This window comes from Thioclava sp. ES.031 (assembly GCF_002563775.1).
In the GTDB taxonomy this organism is placed as follows: domain Bacteria; phylum Pseudomonadota; class Alphaproteobacteria; order Rhodobacterales; family Rhodobacteraceae; genus Thioclava.
Map to the genome: position 1 here is coordinate 2925456 of NZ_PDJO01000001.1, position 16130 is coordinate 2941585.

General features: G+C 65.0%; 21 protein-coding genes. 9 read left to right on the plus strand and 12 right to left on the minus strand.

Annotated features, from left to right (window positions below):
- Positions 1 to 17 precede the first annotated feature (17 nt).
- The 4 genes from fabB to AXZ77_RS13985 all read left to right on the plus strand — a co-directional run bounded on the left by fabB (position 18) and on the right by AXZ77_RS13985 (position 3817).
- A complete protein-coding gene (gene fabB / locus AXZ77_RS13970) occupies positions 18 to 1247 on the plus strand; it encodes a beta-ketoacyl-ACP synthase I (RefSeq protein WP_098411610.1) in 1230 nt (409 codons plus the stop codon).
- A gap of 28 nt (positions 1248 to 1275) precedes the next feature.
- Positions 1276 to 2064 carry an enoyl-ACP reductase gene (locus tag AXZ77_RS13975; protein ID WP_098411611.1) on the plus strand — a complete coding sequence of 263 codons (789 nt, stop codon included), beginning with the start codon at positions 1276 to 1278 and terminating at the stop codon, positions 2062 to 2064.
- Between the two features lie 250 nt (positions 2065 to 2314).
- The gene (locus AXZ77_RS13980) at positions 2315 to 3094 is read left to right on the plus strand and encodes a pyrroline-5-carboxylate reductase (RefSeq protein ID WP_098411612.1); all 780 of its coding nucleotides are present in this window, start codon (positions 2315 to 2317) and stop codon (positions 3092 to 3094) included.
- Between the two features lie 51 nt (positions 3095 to 3145).
- The gene (locus AXZ77_RS13985) at positions 3146 to 3817 is read left to right on the plus strand and encodes a haloacid dehalogenase type II (RefSeq protein ID WP_098411613.1); all 672 of its coding nucleotides are present in this window, start codon (positions 3146 to 3148) and stop codon (positions 3815 to 3817) included.
- A gap of 7 nt (positions 3818 to 3824) precedes the next feature.
- Here the strand turns inward: AXZ77_RS13985 and AXZ77_RS13990 are convergent, their stop codons facing one another.
- Positions 3825 to 4415 carry a hypothetical protein gene (locus AXZ77_RS13990; RefSeq protein WP_098411614.1) on the minus strand — a complete coding sequence of 197 codons (591 nt, stop codon included), beginning with the start codon at positions 4413 to 4415 and terminating at the stop codon, positions 3825 to 3827.
- A gap of 63 nt (positions 4416 to 4478) precedes the next feature.
- Between AXZ77_RS13990 and AXZ77_RS13995 the strand changes: the two genes are divergently transcribed.
- Positions 4479 to 5300: an alpha/beta fold hydrolase gene (locus AXZ77_RS13995; protein ID WP_098411615.1), complete on the plus strand. Its 822-nt coding sequence runs from the start codon at positions 4479 to 4481 to the stop codon at positions 5298 to 5300.
- Entirely contained in the window at positions 5297 to 6187 is an 891-nt protein-coding gene (locus AXZ77_RS14000) for a DMT family transporter (RefSeq protein WP_098411616.1), read from the plus strand. Before AXZ77_RS13995 ends, AXZ77_RS14000 begins: the two co-directional genes overlap by 4 nt.
- Positions 6188 to 6253: 66 nt before the next feature.
- Here AXZ77_RS14000 and efp read toward each other — a convergent pair whose 3' ends face one another.
- A complete protein-coding gene (gene efp, locus AXZ77_RS14005; protein WP_098411617.1) occupies positions 6254 to 6823 on the minus strand; it encodes an elongation factor P in 570 nt (189 codons plus the stop codon).
- Positions 6824 to 6922: 99 nt separating this feature from the next.
- Between efp and epmA the strand changes: the two genes are divergently transcribed.
- Entirely contained in the window at positions 6923 to 7963 is a 1041-nt protein-coding gene (gene epmA, locus AXZ77_RS14010; protein ID WP_098411618.1) for an EF-P lysine aminoacylase EpmA, read from the plus strand.
- Between the two features lie 3 nt (positions 7964 to 7966).
- On the opposite strand, the gene AXZ77_RS14015 is transcribed toward epmA, so the two are convergent.
- The 5 genes from AXZ77_RS14015 to AXZ77_RS14035 form a co-directional block, all read right to left on the minus strand.
- Entirely contained in the window at positions 7967 to 8356 is a 390-nt protein-coding gene (locus AXZ77_RS14015) for a DUF2237 family protein (protein ID WP_078520246.1), read from the minus strand.
- 16 nt (positions 8357 to 8372) lie between these two features.
- Entirely contained in the window at positions 8373 to 9545 is a 1173-nt protein-coding gene (locus AXZ77_RS14020) for a serine hydrolase (RefSeq protein ID WP_098411619.1), read from the minus strand.
- 103 nt (positions 9546 to 9648) lie between these two features.
- Positions 9649 to 10131: a MarR family winged helix-turn-helix transcriptional regulator gene (locus tag AXZ77_RS14025; RefSeq protein WP_093477043.1), complete on the minus strand. Its 483-nt coding sequence runs from the start codon at positions 10129 to 10131 to the stop codon at positions 9649 to 9651.
- 158 nt (positions 10132 to 10289) lie between these two features.
- Entirely contained in the window at positions 10290 to 10565 is a 276-nt protein-coding gene (locus AXZ77_RS14030; protein WP_098411620.1) for a succinate dehydrogenase assembly factor 2, read from the minus strand.
- A complete protein-coding gene (locus AXZ77_RS14035) occupies positions 10565 to 10942 on the minus strand; it encodes a helix-turn-helix transcriptional regulator (protein WP_078520249.1) in 378 nt (125 codons plus the stop codon). The genes AXZ77_RS14030 and AXZ77_RS14035 overlap by 1 nt, the downstream gene beginning before the upstream one ends.
- 83 nt (positions 10943 to 11025) lie before the next feature.
- Between AXZ77_RS14035 and AXZ77_RS14040 the strand changes: the two genes are divergently transcribed.
- Together AXZ77_RS14040 and AXZ77_RS14045 are read left to right on the plus strand one after the other, a co-directional pair.
- Positions 11026 to 12228: a pyridoxal phosphate-dependent aminotransferase gene (locus AXZ77_RS14040; RefSeq protein ID WP_098411621.1), complete on the plus strand. Its 1203-nt coding sequence runs from the start codon at positions 11026 to 11028 to the stop codon at positions 12226 to 12228.
- Positions 12229 to 12255: 27 nt separating this feature from the next.
- Positions 12256 to 12657: a hypothetical protein gene (locus AXZ77_RS14045; RefSeq protein WP_098411622.1), complete on the plus strand. Its 402-nt coding sequence runs from the start codon at positions 12256 to 12258 to the stop codon at positions 12655 to 12657.
- Positions 12658 to 12675: 18 nt separating this feature from the next.
- Here the strand turns inward: AXZ77_RS14045 and AXZ77_RS14050 are convergent, their stop codons facing one another.
- From AXZ77_RS14050 to urtD, 5 genes are all read right to left on the minus strand, one after another.
- Positions 12676 to 13239, minus strand: a complete 564-nt coding sequence (locus AXZ77_RS14050; RefSeq protein WP_098411623.1) for a CHAP domain-containing protein — start codon at positions 13237 to 13239, stop codon at positions 12676 to 12678.
- A 165-nt stretch (positions 13240 to 13404) separates the two neighbouring features.
- Positions 13405 to 13899: a DUF6647 family protein gene (locus tag AXZ77_RS14055; RefSeq protein ID WP_141536280.1), complete on the minus strand. Its 495-nt coding sequence runs from the start codon at positions 13897 to 13899 to the stop codon at positions 13405 to 13407.
- Positions 13900 to 13988: 89 nt separating this feature from the next.
- The gene (locus tag AXZ77_RS14060; protein WP_098411625.1) at positions 13989 to 14462 is read right to left on the minus strand and encodes a c-type cytochrome; all 474 of its coding nucleotides are present in this window, start codon (positions 14460 to 14462) and stop codon (positions 13989 to 13991) included.
- 195 nt (positions 14463 to 14657) lie between these two features.
- Positions 14658 to 15353, minus strand: coding sequence for an urea ABC transporter ATP-binding subunit UrtE (urtE, locus tag AXZ77_RS14065; protein ID WP_075776995.1), 696 nt, complete (start codon positions 15351 to 15353; stop codon positions 14658 to 14660).
- Positions 15354 to 15369: 16 nt separating this feature from the next.
- On the minus strand, positions 15370 to 16110 hold the full coding sequence (gene urtD, locus AXZ77_RS14070; protein WP_098412567.1) for an urea ABC transporter ATP-binding protein UrtD: 741 nt from the start codon (positions 16108 to 16110) through the stop codon (positions 15370 to 15372).
- Positions 16111 to 16130: the final 20 nt, after the last annotated feature.

A 16130-nucleotide genomic window follows, 5' to 3' on the forward strand; every position in this document is an offset into this window, starting at 1 on the left:
CAAGACAGGAGGCCCGCATGCGCCGCGTCGTCATCACCGGTTTGGGCATCGTCTCGCCCATCGGCAACAATGCCGAAGAAGTCACCGCCAGCCTGAAGGCCGGCAAATCCGGCATCGTATTCGCCGAGGATTACGCCGAGCGCGGCTTCCGCAGCCAGGTCAAAGGCCAGCCGAAGATCACGCTCGAGGACCATATCGACAAGCGCAACCTGCGCTTCATGGGTCCGGGCGCGGCCTATAACTTCATCGCGATGGAGCAGGCTCTGGCCGATAGCGGTCTGGAAGAGAGCGACATCTCGAACCCGCGCAGCGGCCTGATCATGGGCTCGGGCGGTCCGTCGACCTCGAACTTCTTCGAGGCGCATCGCATCGTCATGGAAAAGGGCTCGCCCAAGCGGATGGGGCCGTTCATGGTCACCCGCTGCATGAGCTCGACGAACTCGGCCTGTCTGGCCACGCCGTTCAAGATCAAGGGCGTAAACTACTCGATCACCTCGGCCTGCTCGACCTCGGCGCATTGCATCGGCAACGGCACCGAGCTGATCCAGATGGGCAAGCAGGACATCGTCTTCGCTGGCGGTGGCGAGGAACTTGACTGGACGCTGAGCTGTCTGTTCGACGCGATGGGCGCGATGTCGTCGAAATATAACGACACGCCCGAGCTGGCCTCGCGCGCCTTCGACGCAACCCGCGACGGGTTCGTCATCGCAGGCGGCGGCGGCGTCGTCGTGCTGGAGGAACTCGAGCACGCCAAGGCGCGCGGCGCGAAAATCTACGCGGAAGTCACCGGCTACGGCGCGACCTCGGACGGCCACGACATGGTGGCGCCGTCGGGCGAAGGCGGCGAGCGGTCGATGAAGCTCGCGGTCGGCACCCTGCCCGAAGGCCGCAAGGTTTCCTACATCAACGCGCATGGCACCTCGACGCCCGCGGGCGACGTGACCGAAGTGCAGGCCGTACGCCGCGTCTTCGGCGAGGAAAACGTGCCGAAGATCTCCTCGACCAAATCGCTCACCGGGCACTCGCTCGGCGCGACCGGCGTGCATGAGGCGATCTATTCCCTCCTGATGATGCAGAACAATTTCATCACGGCCTCGGCCAACATCACCGAGCTCGACCCGGCGATCAAACCCGAAGAGATCGCGATGGAGCGGATCGACAATGTCGATTTCGACTCAGTCCTGTCGAACAGCTTCGGCTTCGGCGGCACCAACGCGTCGCTCGTGATGAGCAAATATTTGGACTAACGAATTTAAAACGGCGGCAGGGACGGGAATGGCGGAACTGATGAAGGGTAAGCGCGGCCTCGTGATGGGGGTCGCCAACGAGCGCTCAATCGCTTGGGGGATCGCGAAGGCACTGGCCGAGCAAGGCGCGGAACTGGCGTTCTCCTATCAGGGCGAAGCCTTCGGCAAGCGGGTCGAACCGCTGGCCGAAAGCGTGGGCTGCAGCTTCCTGCTGGATGTGGACGTGAATGACGACGCCTCGATGGACGCCGCCTTCGCCAAGCTGAAAGAGGAATGGGGTTCGATCGATTTCGTCGTTCACGCCATCGCCTATTCCGACAAGTCCGAGCTTGCGGGCCGGTTCATCAACACCACCCGCGAGAACTTCAAGAACTCGCTGACGATCTCCTGCTACAGCTTCATCGACGTGGCCAAGCGCGCCTCGGAACTGATGAACGAAGGCGGCTCGATGATCACGCTGACCTATATGGGCTCGCAGCGCGTGACGCCCTATTACAACGTGATGGGCGTGGCCAAGGCGGCGCTGGAATCGGCCGTGCGCTATCTGGCAGCCGATCTGGGCCCCGACGGCATCCGCGTGAACGCGATCTCGCCCGGCCCGATGAAGACGCTGGCCGGTGCTGCAATCGGCGGCGCGCGCAAGACCTTCCGCCACACGGAGCACAATTCGCCCCTGCGCCACAACGCGACGCTGGAAGCGATCGGCGGCACGGCCGTCTATCTGCTCTCGGATTACGGCGCGTGCACCTCCGGCGAGATCATCTCGGTCGATAGCGGCTATCACGTCATGGGCATGCCCGCGGCGGAGAACCTGTAAGAAACGTCGAGCGCAATCCGCGCCCGGAACGCGGCGAAGCCGCAGGGCGCGCGCCGGCCCGTCCCGACGGGCTGGCGCATTGACACCCGCGCACACAGCCCAAACGACAGAGGTATGTGGCTGGGATAAAGCGTCCAGCCCCAAAGTCATGGCGCGCCACCCCACGGGCCGCCGCGCGCCCTGCTTACTCCCTCCCTTCCCCCATCCCCTGCCCCGCGTTAGGCTTTCCCGAACACGCAGGGAGGTGCGCATGGCACTCGATTTCTCCATCGGCATTATCGGTTCAGGGATGCTCGGCGCGGCGATCGCCGAGGCGCTCTGGCGCGCGGAACCCAGATCGCTTCTGATGGCCAACCGCTCCGGCGCGCGGCCTGACATTGACGGCTTCCCGCCGGAGAACGTGCTGACCGATCCGCAGGCGCTGGCGGAGGCTTGCAACGTGGTGATCCTCTGCGTGCCGCCCGCGGCCGCCCGGACCCTCACGATCGACGCGAAAGACAAGCTGGTGATCTCCGTCATGGCGGGCGTGCCGCTCGCCGACCTCACCCGCATCAGCGCCAGCCCCCGCGTGATCCGCGCCATGTCGAGCCCGGCGGCCGCAAAGGGCCTCGCCTATAGCCCATGGATCGCGAGCGATGCCGTGACCGAAGACGACCGCGCCCGCACCCGGGCCCTGTTTGAGGCCTGCGGGCAGACAGACGAACTCACCGACGAGGCGCAGATCGACCTCTTCACCGCCATGACCGGCCCGGTGCCGGGCTTCGTCGCCGCCTGCGCCGCCGCAATGGCGCGCCACGCCGAAGAGCAAGGCGTCCCGCCCGAGATCGCCGATCGCGCGGTGCGGCAGCTGTTCCTCTCGGCCGGGCAGATGATGGCCGAGGGCCCGACCCCTCAGGCCCATGTGCAGGAGATGATCGACTATGCGGGCACGACGGCCAAGGGCCTGACGACGCTGCGCGACAATGGCTTTGCCGAGCGTCTGGCCGAAGGGCTTCGCGCCGCCACGCAAGCCTCGTGCGAGATCTACTGACCCTTGCACCCGGCCCCGCCGACGCTAGGCTGTGGCCCGGGAGGAAATATCATGTCCATTCAGCTTTGCGTCTTCGACGCCTACGGCACGCTTTTCGACGTCGACGCTGCCGCGCGCAATCTGGCCGCCGAGGAGCCGCGCCTGACCGAGATCTGGCCGCGCCTTGCTGCCGATTGGCGGCGCAAGCAGCTCGAATATAGCTGGCTGCGCGAGGTGATGGGCGATTACGTCGATTTCTGGCAGCTGACCCGCGACGGGCTCGATTGGGCGATGGCCGCGCAGAATCTCGACGATCCCGATCTGGCCGAGCGGCTGATGGCGCTTTACCGCGAATTGCCCGCCTTCCCCGAAGTGCCCGCGATGCTCGACGCGCTGCACCATCGCGGCGTCGGGCGCGCGATCTTGTCGAACGGCGCGCCGGAGATGCTGGGCGCTGCGGTCCATGCGGCAGGCGTGGGACACCTGCTCGACGAGGTGCTCTCGATCCACGAGATCGGCCATTACAAGCCCCGCGCCGCCGTCTACGAGATGATCGCCCAGAAGATGGGCGTCGAACCGGAGAAAACCTGTTTCATCTCGTCGAACGGCTGGGATGCGGCGGGGGCGGCCAAGGCGGGCTTCCGGGTGCTGTGGGTCAACCGCGCGGGCGCCCCGGTCGAGCGGCTGCCCTATAAACCCGCGGCGATCCTGACGGACCTGCGCGCGGTGCCCGACCACCTCTGAGCCGCGCTCACTCCTTCATCTCGCGCAGCGCGCGCCGCAGCCGCATCGTCTGCGCCTGAAACCCTTCCGCATCCGTGTATTCCACGAAATTGCGATAGCGCAGATGCGCCCCCTTCACCCGGTGCGCGTGCTTGATCGGGCACCAGAATTGCTCGGTCCGGCCCGCGATCTCGCGGACATAGCTCAGAAGCCCGTTGCAATAGCCGCAATAGACGCAGTTCAGCTTCTGCAGCGCGTTGAGATAGGCCAGATGCTGACGGTCGATCACGATATGATCGGCGCGCTTCACCTTGGCGATGCGGTAGATCGGAAAACAGATCGCCTGATAGAGGCTCACGAAAAGGTCGAGCAGCACGAAGGGCACGATCAGCGAATAGATCACCGGGGCGGTCAGAATGACCATCGGGCGCGCATAGGACAGGAAGCGAAACAGCCCCACCCGCGCGCGCCGATGCGCATCGCGTACGCCCGCCTCGAAGACCACCCGGTTATGGTCGAGCCGGAACGCCATCTTGTCCCGTCTGCGCTCCCATTCCGCTTCGATCTCGTCTTCGAGCGCACTCAGTTTTTCGTGTAATCTATCCAGCGTGTCAGCCATGGCGATCTCCCTCTAAGGCACTATGATCGCTGACAGGTCAGCAATCTAGAGAGGAGCGGCGTAATGGAGTTCTTTACCGCGGATGATGGCGCGAAGATCGCGTATAGCGACAGTGGCAGCGGCATGCCGATCTTGGCTTTGTCCGGTCTGACGCGGAACACCCACGATTACGACTATGTCGCGCCGCATCTCAAGGGCGTGCGGTTCATCTGCATGGATTACCGCGGGCGCGGCGAGAGCGACTGGTCCGGCGGGGACACCTATACCGTGCCGCGCGAAGCGGCCGATGCGCTGCAACTGCTCGATCATCTGGGGCTCGAGAAGGCCGCGATCCTCGGCACCTCGCGTGGCGGCCTCGTCGGGATGTTCATTGCACTGACCGCGAAAGACCGGCTGACCGGGCTCGCGCTGAATGATATCGGGCCCGTCCTCGAAGAAGAGGGGCTGAACAAGATCTTCGACTATATCGGGCGCAACCCGGCGGCGAAGACCTATGCGGAAATGGCCGAGAAGCTGCCCGAGGCGATGATCGGCTTCGACAAGGTGCCGCCCAACCGCTGGGCCATGGAGGTGCGCCACCATTACGTCGAGACCGAGGACGGGCTGAAGATCAATTACGACCCGGCCCTGCGCGAGGCGTTTATCGGCGCCTTCAAGGGCCTGGAGCCGGCCTGGCCGCTCTTCGAGGCGACCGAGGGGCTGCCGCTGGCGCTGATCCACGGCGTGAATTCCGATCTGTTGAGCGACGCCACCGCAGAAGAGATGCAACGCCGCCGCCCGGACATGATCTATGCCCGCGTCGCCGACCGCGCCCATATCCCCTTCCTCGACGAACCCGAGGCGCTGGCCGCCCTCGAGGCGTGGATCGAGCGGATCAAAGGGTGAGCGAGGCCCGTGTCACCCTTGTCGCCAGCGCGATCACGCTGATCACTGGCGCGCTCTGGGGGCTTTATTGGCTCCCGGTGCGCGCGCTGGACGGGCACGGTCTGGCGGGCGCGTGGGGCACGGTTGCGATCACATTGGTCGCCTGCGTGGCCCTCGCACCCATCGCCTGGGCCAAGCGCTACGAACTCGCTACCGCCACGCCGGCCGCGCTGATCTCGGTCGCGCTTGGCGGGGCGGCCTTCGCGCTCTATTCGATCGGCTTTCTCTATGGCCGCGTCGCGCTGGTGATCCTGCTGTGGTTTCTCACCCCGGTCTGGTCGGTGCTGATCGGACGGTTCGTGCTCGGCTGGCCGGTCTCGCGCCTGCGACTGGCCGCGATTGTGATCGGCCTGTCGGGGCTCGGCCTGATGCTGGGCGCGAGCGGTGGCCTGCCCCTCCCCAGCAGCTTGGGCGAATGGATGACGCTCGTAGGCGGCGTGATCTGGTCGGTCGCGACCACGGGGATGCGCACCAGATCGACGCTCTCCCCCGGCCCCGCCACCTTCGTCTTCGCGGCGGGCGCGGCCCTCACCGCGCTTTGCCTCGCGCCGTTCCTTGCGCCGCTCCCCTCGAGCGGGATCGATTGGCCCGCAGCACTCGGCCTGACCCTCTCCGCCGGGGTGTTCTGGTGGGGCGCTGCGACCGCGGCGCTGATGTGGGCGACCGTGCGGCTCGAACCGGCGCGGATCGGGATCTTGCTGATGAGCGAGGTGCTGGTCGGCGCGGTCTCCGCCGCGCTGATCGCGGGCGAACGGCTCGCCGCGCTGGAAATCGCAGGCGGCGCGCTGGTGTTGGGTGCAGGGCTGCTGGAGGTCTGGCCCGCGCGCCCCACGCAGCGCCCCGCCTGACCCACCCCATCCGCAAACAAAAAAGGCGCCCCGCAGGGCGCCTTCTCCATAAGATCGCGGCGAGGATCAGTCCTTCGCGCGCTCCACATAGGTCGTGTCTTCGGTGTTGATCACGATGCGGGTGCCCACGCCGATATGCGGCGGCACCATCACGCGAATCCCGCCGGTGCAGAGCGAGGGCTTGTAGCTCGACGAGGCGGTCTGACCCTTCACGACCGGCTCGGTCTCTTCGACCTCGACGGTGACTTTCTGCGGCAGGTCGATCGCGATCGCGTTCTCCTGGAAGGTCTTGAGGTGGACGCGGATACCGTCGCGCAGGAACACCTTCGCATCGCCGATCACGTCTTCCTGCACCGCGAGCTGCTCATAGGTCTCGGGGTCCATGAAGTGATAGCCTTCGCCATCCTCGTACAGGAAATCGTATTCGCGCTCTTCGACATGGGCACGCTCGACCTGCTCGGTCGTGCGCCAGCGCTCCGACACCTTCGTGCCGTCCGAGATGCGGCGCATATCGACCTGCGTGACAGGCGTGCCCTTGCCGGGATGGATGTTCTGCGCGGTGATCACGACGTAGAGCTTGTCGTCGATTTCAAGCACGTTGCCCTTGCGGACAGAGGAAGCGATGACTTTCGCCATGAAAGGACCCCTTTGAATTCGGATGAAACAGGCTCTGGCGCCCGGGTTGCTGGTCGCCTAAACCATTTGCGCCCCGATTTCCAGCCTGAAAGGCCTGTCATGCCCCCGTTCTGGACGCCCGAGCGCCACGCCGACCGCCGCCCCGCCCTTCTCGCGCGCAACCGCATTCAGGCGGCGATCCGCGGCTGGCTGGCGGCAGAGGATTTCGTCGAGGTCGATCCCTGTGCGCTTCAGGTCTCGCCCGGTAACGAGGCGCATCTGCACGCCTTCGCCACCGAGATGATCGACAATGACGGTGAGGCGCGGCGGATGTATCTGCACACCTCGCCCGAATTCGCGATGAAGAAGCTGCTGGCCGCGGGCGAGCCGCGCATCGCCGCCTTCGCCCATGTCTGGCGCAACCGCGAGGCGGGCAAGCGCCATTCGCCCGAATTCACCATGCTGGAATGGTATCGCGCGGGCGAAGACTATACCGCGCTGATGGCCGATTGCGCGGCGATGCTGCGGCTGGCAGCCGAAGCCGCGGGATCGTCGGTGCTGCGCTATGGCACCGCCGAATGCGACCCCTTCGCCGAACCCGAGCGCCTGTGGGTGGCCGACGCCTTCCAGCGCCATGCCGGGATCGACCTGCTCGCCACCTGCGACGGGGCCAAGACCGACGCGGAAGCCCTGCGCGCGCAATGCGAGGCGATCGGCTTTGCAGTGGCCGAGGCGGACAGCTGGTCGGACATCGTCTCGAAACTGCTGGTAGCGAAGGTCGAGCCGCATCTGGGCCATGGCCGCGCGACGATTCTGGATCGCTATCCGCTGGCCGAGGCTGCGCTGGCCCGCCCGGCCCCGGATGACGCCCGCGTCGCCGAACGGTTCGAGCTTTACGCCTGCGGGGTCGAACTCGCGAACGGCTTTGGCGAGCTGACCGATCCGGCCGAACAGCGCCGCCGTTTCGAGGGCGATATGGATCTGAAGGAAGAGCTTTACGGCGAGCGTTACCCGATCGACGAAGATTTCCTCGCCGCGCTCGAGATCATGCCCGAGGCGTCGGGCATCGCGCTTGGCTTCGACCGGCTGGTGATGCTCGCGACCAGCGCGCCGAAGATCGAGGATGTGCTCTGGGTGCCGGTGGGCGGCGCGACGGGCTGAGCCTCAGCCCTTCCCGCCCTTCTTCTCGGCGGCATGATCGGCCAGCATCTTGAACGGCACCACCCGCAGGGCATCGCGATGGGTCGAGGCCAGCATCACCTCGGGCGCGCAGCCCTCCTGCACCGCCTGCAAGAAGCGCGAGGCGCACAGGCACCATTGGTCGCCCGGTTTCAGCCCCGGAAAATCATATTCCGGGCGCGGCGTGCTCAGATCGTTGCCGAGATATTTCGAGAATGCGAGAAACTCCGCCGTCATCACCGCGCAGACCGTATGGGAGCCGCTATCCTCCCAGCAGGTATTGCAGCTGCCATCGCGGAAGAACCCGGTGCGGGGCTTGAGGGAACAGGGCTGCAAGGCGCCGCCCAGCACGTTGATCGCCTCATACATCTGCATCGCGCGGCCCTCCCTGTCAGGAAACCTCTGCGATGCGGCGCAACATGGCAAGGTTTTCCTCCTCGACGCCCTCGTCCTTGAAACGCCAGTCGGCGGCGTTGAGCGCGATCACCGTGTCGGTCGCGGGGCTGACATAGATATGCTGGCCATAGATGCCGCGCGCGAAATAATCGCCGCCGTGATCCGCCGTATCGACGGGCACCCACCACTGATAGCCGTAGCCCTCGCCTTTCGGCGCCTGCAGCGCGGTCGATTGCGCAACCCAGTCCTCGGGCACGATCTGGCGCCCGTTCCAGAAGCCCTTTTGCAGGAACATCTGACCGAAACGCGCATAGTCCCGCGTCCGCAGGTTCAGCCCGCCAAGGACGAAGCTGACGCCCAGCCCGTCGGTCAACATTACCGGCGCGGCCTCCAGCCCCATCGGCGCGATCAGCAATTCGCGCATCACCTCCGCCGGATCAGCCCCGGTCGCACCCGCGATCACCATCCCCAGAACATGCGTGTCGATCGAGACATAGAGCATCCGCGCGCCCGGCTCCGCCTCGCGGATCTTGAGCGAAGCGGCGAAGGCGTCCATCGACCGTCCCATCGCGAGAACTCGGCCCATCTTGTTGATATCCGAATGGAAATCCAGATAGTCCTCGTTGAAGGCCACGCCCGAGGACATCACCAGCGCATCGCGGATCGTCACGCCCTCATAGCCCGAGCCTTTAAGCTGCGGCGCGAACCGGGTGAGCGGCGCATCGAGATCAGGGATCACGCCCTGATGGTGCAGGATGCCCAGCGTGGCCGAGAGGAAGCTCTTCGCCATCGACCAGGAAATGCGCAGATCGTCCGGCGCGGTCCCGCGGAAATAGCGTTCATGGGTGATCTGGCCGTGGCGCAGCTTCACCAGCGCGGTGACCCAGCGCCGGTCGATCCAATCCTCGACGCCCTCGGGCAGCGCCTCCTCCGCGCCGCGGGCCAAGTCCGACACCGGCCCGTCGCCACGTGCGATCTCGCGCGAATGGAACAGCGCGGGCATGTTGGAGAAATTGCCGACGATCCGGTCGGGCTCGAACAGCCGGTTCACCGCGCGCAGCCGCGCGATCTCGTCGCGCTTCCACCATGCGAGCCCCGCAATCGGCAGCGCCGCCGCCATGCCGACCCGGATCGCCCCCCGCATCGCCTTTTGACCAAGCTGTTTCATCGCGTGCCCCCTCCCCGCATATCGTCACGGCAAGGAAGCACGCCCCACGCCGTTGCGGCAAGGAGAACCGGGCGTCATCGCGCAAACGCGACCTGCGCAAGGGTCAGTAGATATAGCGGATCTGGTCGGTCCAGTAGCGCTCCATCCGGCGCAGCGTGTGGTTCATCTCCTCCATCGCGTCGAAGGTGATGACGCCGCGCGTCTCCATCCCGCAGGCGTGACGCTCGAACAGGGTCGCCACGTTCTCGCGCAGCTCGCGCCCCTTCGCGGTCAGGCGCACCCGCACCGAGCGGCGATCGATCTCGCAGCGCTGATGGTGCATGTAGCCCGCCTCCACCAGCTTCTTGAGATTGTAGGAGACGTTGGAGCCCTGATAATAGCCGCGGGTCTTCAGCTCCCCCGCGGTTACCTCGTTCTCGCCCACGTTGAACAGCAAAAGCGCCTGCACCGGGTTGATCTCGAGGATGCCCAGCCGCTCGAACTCGTCCTTGATGACGTCGAGCAGCAAGCGATGCAGCCGCTCCAGCAGCGAGAGGCTGTCCAAGTATCCCGCCATCAGCCCCGGCGTCGCCGGGACGGGCGTCATGTCGCTTGCAGATTTCTGCACGGTCATAGCATTCTCCGCCAGTTTCGCTGCCCCTGACGCAAGACAGTGGCGGGAAATGGCAAAGATACCGTTAAGCGGCCCGAATTCTCCGAAAATTCGCGCAAAACCCTATGAATTCCGGGGCTTCCGCGCCGTTTTCAGGTTTTTGTAATGTGGCGCTCGCGGGCGAATTGGCCGATTACGGAGAGCAGATCGAGGTATTTCGGCGGGCAAGGCTGCGCGCCCGAGACCCACGGATACAGGTCCTGATCGTTCTCTTCGAGAAGCTCGTCATAGAGATCGAGAGTGGCGGCATCCAGATCGGGCAGGCACGCATCGGCGTAAGGCCCGAGGATCAGGTCCATTTCCTTGATCCCGCGCCGCCAGCTGCGCATCTTCATCCGTTTCAGCCGCGCCTCTCGCGTCTCTGTCATCAACTCTCTCCTGCCACCAAGCGCTTCTCCAGCCGTGCCAGCCGCACATCGAGATCTTCGAGCCCGGACCGCACTTCCCGGATTTCGCGCACGAGGGCGCGTTCCGCCTTTGCCTCTTCTCCCTGTTCGGGCGGGCCGTCAAGCCCCTCGCCCGATCCGGTCAGCAGCCACATCAGCGTCACGTTGAGCATCCCCGACAGCATCTGCAGCCGGTTCGCGCGCGGCTCCAGCACGTCTTCTTCCCAGGCCTGCAGCGTCTCGAGCCGGACGCCCAGCTGCGTTGCCAGATCCTCCTGGCTCAACCCTGCCGCCTCGCGCGCGCCCGCAAGCCGGTCGCCGAACGTTGCGCTCGCCTCGCCATACCAATCGTCGACCATGCTCTCTCTCCCGCTTTCGCTTGAACGCTTCTAGTGCCGAGCCTAGAAGTTTGCCGAACGAGTTACAAATCAAGGGCGACGCGATGGCATTCCTTTCCGACACGCTTGCACGGGTGAAACCTTCGCCGACGGTCGCGATGACCGGGAAGGTGGCCGAATTGCGCGCCGAAGGCCGCGATGTGATCGGTCTTTCGGCGGGCGAGCCCGATTTCGACACGCCCGAGTCGATTAAGGACGCAGCCAAAGCCGCGATCGACGCAGGCCGCACGAAATACACCGCCGTGGACGGTATCGCCGAGCTGAAACAGGCGATCTGCGCCAAGTTCGCCCGCGAAAACGGCCTGTCCTACACGCCCGAGCAGGTCTCCGTCTCCTCGGGCGGAAAGCAGGTGCTGTTCAACGCGCTGATGGCGACGCTCAATCCCGGCGACGAGGTGGTGATCCCGACCCCCTACTGGGTCAGCTACCCGGATATGGTGCTGATCGGCGGCGGCACGCCTGTCTTCGTGCCGGGCGATCCCGCGACGGGCTACAAGATCAGCCCCGAGGCGCTGGAAGCCGCGATCACGCCGAACACCAAATGGTTCCTCTTCAACTCGCCCTCGAACCCCTCGGGCGCGGCCTATTCGCGCGAGGAGCTCAAGGCGCTGACAGAGGTGCTGATGCGTCACCCGCATGTCTGGGTGATGACCGACGACATGTATGAACATCTCACCTTCGACGGGTTCGAATTCACAACGCCCGCGCAGGTCGAACCGGGGCTGTATGAGCGCACGCTGACGGTCAACGGCGTCTCCAAGGCCTATGCGATGACCGGCTGGCGGATCGGCTATGCGGCGGGCCCGAAAGAGCTGATCGCGGCGATGCGCAAGGTGCAGAGCCAATCCACCTCGAACCCCTGCTCGATCTCGCAATGGGCCGCCGTCGAGGCGCTCAACGGCCCGCAGGATTTCATCGACACCTTCCGCACCGCCTTCAAGCGGCGGCGCGATCTGGTGGTGGCCGGGCTCAACGCCTGCCCCGGCATCTCCTGCCCGACGCCCGAGGGCGCGTTCTACGTCTACCCCTCGATCAAGGACTGCATCGGCAAGACCTCCGCTGGCGGGCGCAAGATCGAGAGCGACGAGGATTTCGCCAATGCGCTCTTGGAGGAAAACAACGTCGCCGTGGTCTTCGGCGCGGCCTTCGGGCTTTCACCGAATTTCCGCATCAGCTACGCTACATCGGACGCGGCCCTGACCGAGGCCTGCGCCCGGATCAAGGCCTTCTGCGAAGGGCTGTCATAAGGCGGAACGGCCGAGGGAGACTGGCGAATGACTGACTTGCCCGAGTATTACTTCCGGGTGAAGGAAAACGGCGCGACGGTGTTTCGCGTCGATACCGAGAACCGTCAGCGCCGGATCGAGATGGACCCGATCGCCAATATCAACATCCGCAACGGCGAGATCAAACCGCAGGGCGACCGGGTTCTGACCGAGGACGATCGCGCCGAGATCGAGGCGTGGATGGCGCATCGCCGCGAGGTGCTCGCCCAGCGCGATGTGGACGACATCCTGCGCGCGGTCGATCACCTCAATCTCGTCGCGCAATGGGCGCAGTCGAAGGCGACCGATGCGCAGCTCGAAGAGATCACGGATACGCTGTTGCTGACGATGCACGACCTGCGCAGCGTTCTGGTGCGCAAGAAGGCCGAGCGGCTGACCAGCGAGGGCTGAGCCCGCGCCCCTTAGGCCTCAGCCTTTCGAGATGAACCCGGTGATCGGATAGACGCGGCCCAGCGCGCCGGGATTGCTCATGACGCGCACGCGGCTCCAGTCGTTCTTTTCCGAGACGTCCACGACGACCATGTCGAGCGACACCTTGTTGCGCTCCCAATTCGCATGATCGACGCGAATCTGACGCGGCGAGTCGACGCCCGAGACCACCGCGATATGCCCCAGTGGATTGCGGCTGGTCGCCGAGAACGCCATCACCGAGCCGACCTTCGGCTGATGACCGCGCGCATAGAGCCCCTTGGCCTGCGACCACCACGTCTTGGCATTGCCGCGAATGTCGATGCCCGAGGCATTGCGCGCAAACGGCACGCACCAGACACGTTGGCGCTTGGCGCGCATCTGCTTGGCCACTTCGACCGCATAGGCGCGACGCTCGAGATTGACCGCACCCGCCTGATCGCGCGCGCTGGCAAAGCCCATCCTGTCGCCGCTCGTCGGGGTGCAGGCCGAGACGGTCAGCACCGCGATCAAAACAAGCGAGAGAGGGGCCGCACGGCCCGCAAGATCAGAGATGGAGAGCATGGGCGATCACTGTCGATGTCGAATTGTTGCGTCTTCGTTACCACCTCCATAGCCGCGAATACCCCCTTCGCCGAAGGAGAATTTCACCGCGCGTCAGCGGGTTGGCAACAATCCGCTTACAGAAATGTAATGTAGGGAACCCTGTCGGATCTCACGATGCGCGTTCTACGGGTGACGGTCCGAGGGACAGCGCGCATGCAGGTAGATTTCGGCCCAGGCGAAGCCCGGATCAATCCCCCGCTCGGCCAGCCACGCCTCCTGCAACCGGTAGGCCTCCGGCTCGGCCGCCGCCGGACAGGGCCAGTCGCGCGCGTGGAACTGCGCGCGGTGGATCAACTCATGCAGCAGCGAGGAAAGCCGCATCGGATCGTCTTCGGACCACGGCCCGACAAGGAAGATTCGATCCTCCATCAGATCATAGGCCGCGCGCAGATCGGGATCGACCAGAAGGTCATGCCCCTCATAGGTGATGACCTCCCCGCTCTGGCACATGAAGATCGCAGGCGCGCCCTGAGGCACCGTATAGTCGCTATGCGACTCGATCCACGCGGCGAGCGCTTCTGTCACCGCATCGGGCACAGACATCGGCAGCGGCGCGGGACAGGCCCCGCCCGCTGCCGGACATAACAGTGCAAGCCCTATGACGATGGCTCGGATCATCACGCCTCCTTCCCTGACAGGATAGCAGGTGCGTGCGGATCACGAAAATGACGCCGGTCATAAGGGCCGATGGCGCAAGCCGCGCCGCCCTAGTTCGGCATCATTGGCGGCGCCATCACGATATAGGGCGTCGTGGGGGCCTCCCCGGGCGGCAAGGCCTCGGGCATCGGCTCCCCCGGGTCTCCGAGCGATTTGATATACTGGCAGAGCGAGCGCAGATCGCTCTCGGGCATCGCATGCACGTTGTAGAACGGCATCGGCGGCTTGGCGTCGAAGGTCTGCGCGTATTTCACGAAACCGTCCTCGTCCATGTCCTTGATCTCATCGCGCAGATTGACCGCATAGGTCGTGCCCCACGGCCCCTGCCAGCCAAGCGGCACGCCTTTGAGCGCCGCCTCCGGGTCGATCTTGCCGCCGGACTCGTTGTAACCGGCCGTATGGCAGTCGTGGCACCCCGAGGTGATCGAGACCAGTTTGCCCCGCTCCACCGAGACTTCCTGAGCCACAACAGCCGAAGAGCTGGCCAGCGCGCCAAGCGCGGCCAGAATAAGAACGCGTTTCATGGGTTTCTCCCTCCCTAACAGACGCGCCCCTCCCGGCCCGTCTCTCCCTGAGGTCCGGCCTTACGTCCAAACAGACCTGACCTTGCGGAAAGGATGCGCCCACAGGGGCGAGTCGGGCAATTAGAAAAAAGATGGACCCTCGCAGCCATGTTCAGGCGACGGAAAGCAATCGCGGAGCGGGCCGCGCCCTGCACCTCAGACGCTGACCACCTCGCGCAATGCCTCGCGCGTCAGGGTCTCTTTCGTGCCCTCCATCGCGACCGCGCCGCGTTTGAGCACGTAGAAGCTATCGCCCAGATCATGCGCGAAGTCGAAATACTGCTCGACCAGCACGATCGCCATATCGCCCTTCTCGCGCAGGTAGGAGATCACCCGCCCGATCTGCTGGATGATGTTGGGCTGAATGCCCTCGGTGGGCTCGTCCAAGAGCAGCAGCTTCGGCTTCATCAGCATCGCGCGGGCAATCGCCAATTGCTGCTGCTGCCCGCCCGAGAGGTCCCCGCCCCGGCGATTGAGAAAGTCCTTCAGGATCGGGAAAAGCTCGTAGATCTCGTCCGGGATGACATGCTCGGATTTCGGAAGGCAGGCAAAAGCCGTCTCCATATTCTCGCGCACGGTCAGCAGCGGGAAGATCATCCGGCCCTGCGGCACATAGCCCAAGCCCGCCTTCGCCATCGCCTGCGGCGGCACCCGGCCCATCTCGGCGCCATCGAGCGTGACAGACCCACCCGAGCGCAGATGCGTCCCCGAGATCGCCTTCAGCAACGAGGTCTTGCCCACCCCGTTGGTGCCCATGATGCAGGTCACCTCGCCCGCACGCGCCACCATGTCGATCCCGTGCAGGATCTGGCTGCCCCCGTAATGGAGCGTCAGCCCCTCGGTCTTCAGCATCGCGGGTTTTGTCAGATCAGCGGCCAAGATACACCTCGATCACGCGTTTGTCGGCGGTCACATGGTCAAGCGAGCCTTCCGCCAGAACCGACCCCTCATGCAGCACCGTCACCTTGCAGTTCAGACGGCGCACGAATTCCATATCGTGCTCGACCACGACCACGGCATGATCGCGCGCCAGATCGACCAGCAGCGCGGTGGTCTGCTCGCGCTCGGCCAAGGTCATCCCGGCGGCGGGTTCGTCGACCAAGAGCAGCTTTGGCTCCTGCGCCAAGAGCATCCCGATCTCGAGCCATTGCTTCTGCCCGTGGCTCAGCTCGCCCGATTTGCGCGGCAGTTGATCGGCAAGCCCCACCTGCGCCGCGATCTCTTCGACGCGCGCCCGATCGGCAGCCCCCGCCTTCCAGCCCAGCACCGCAAAGGGGCTGCGATTGGCCTTGAGCGCCATCATCAGGTTCTCGGTCACGGTCTGATCCTCGAAGACGGTGGGCTTCTGGAATTTTCGCCCGATCCCGATCCGCGCGATCTTCGCCTCGTTGAGCCGCAGCAGGTTGGTCGAGCTTTCCCCCCACAGCACCGAGCCCTCATCGGGCCGGGTCTTGCCGGTCACGATATCCATGAAGGTCGTCTTGCCCGCCCCGTTCGGCCCGATCACCGCGCGCAGCTCGGTCGGGCCGATATTGAAGCTGAGATTGTTGATCGCCTTGAACCCGTCGAAGCTGACGGAGATGCCGGAGACCTCCAGCAGGGTCTGCACCCCCGCTCCCGGTTTGACCG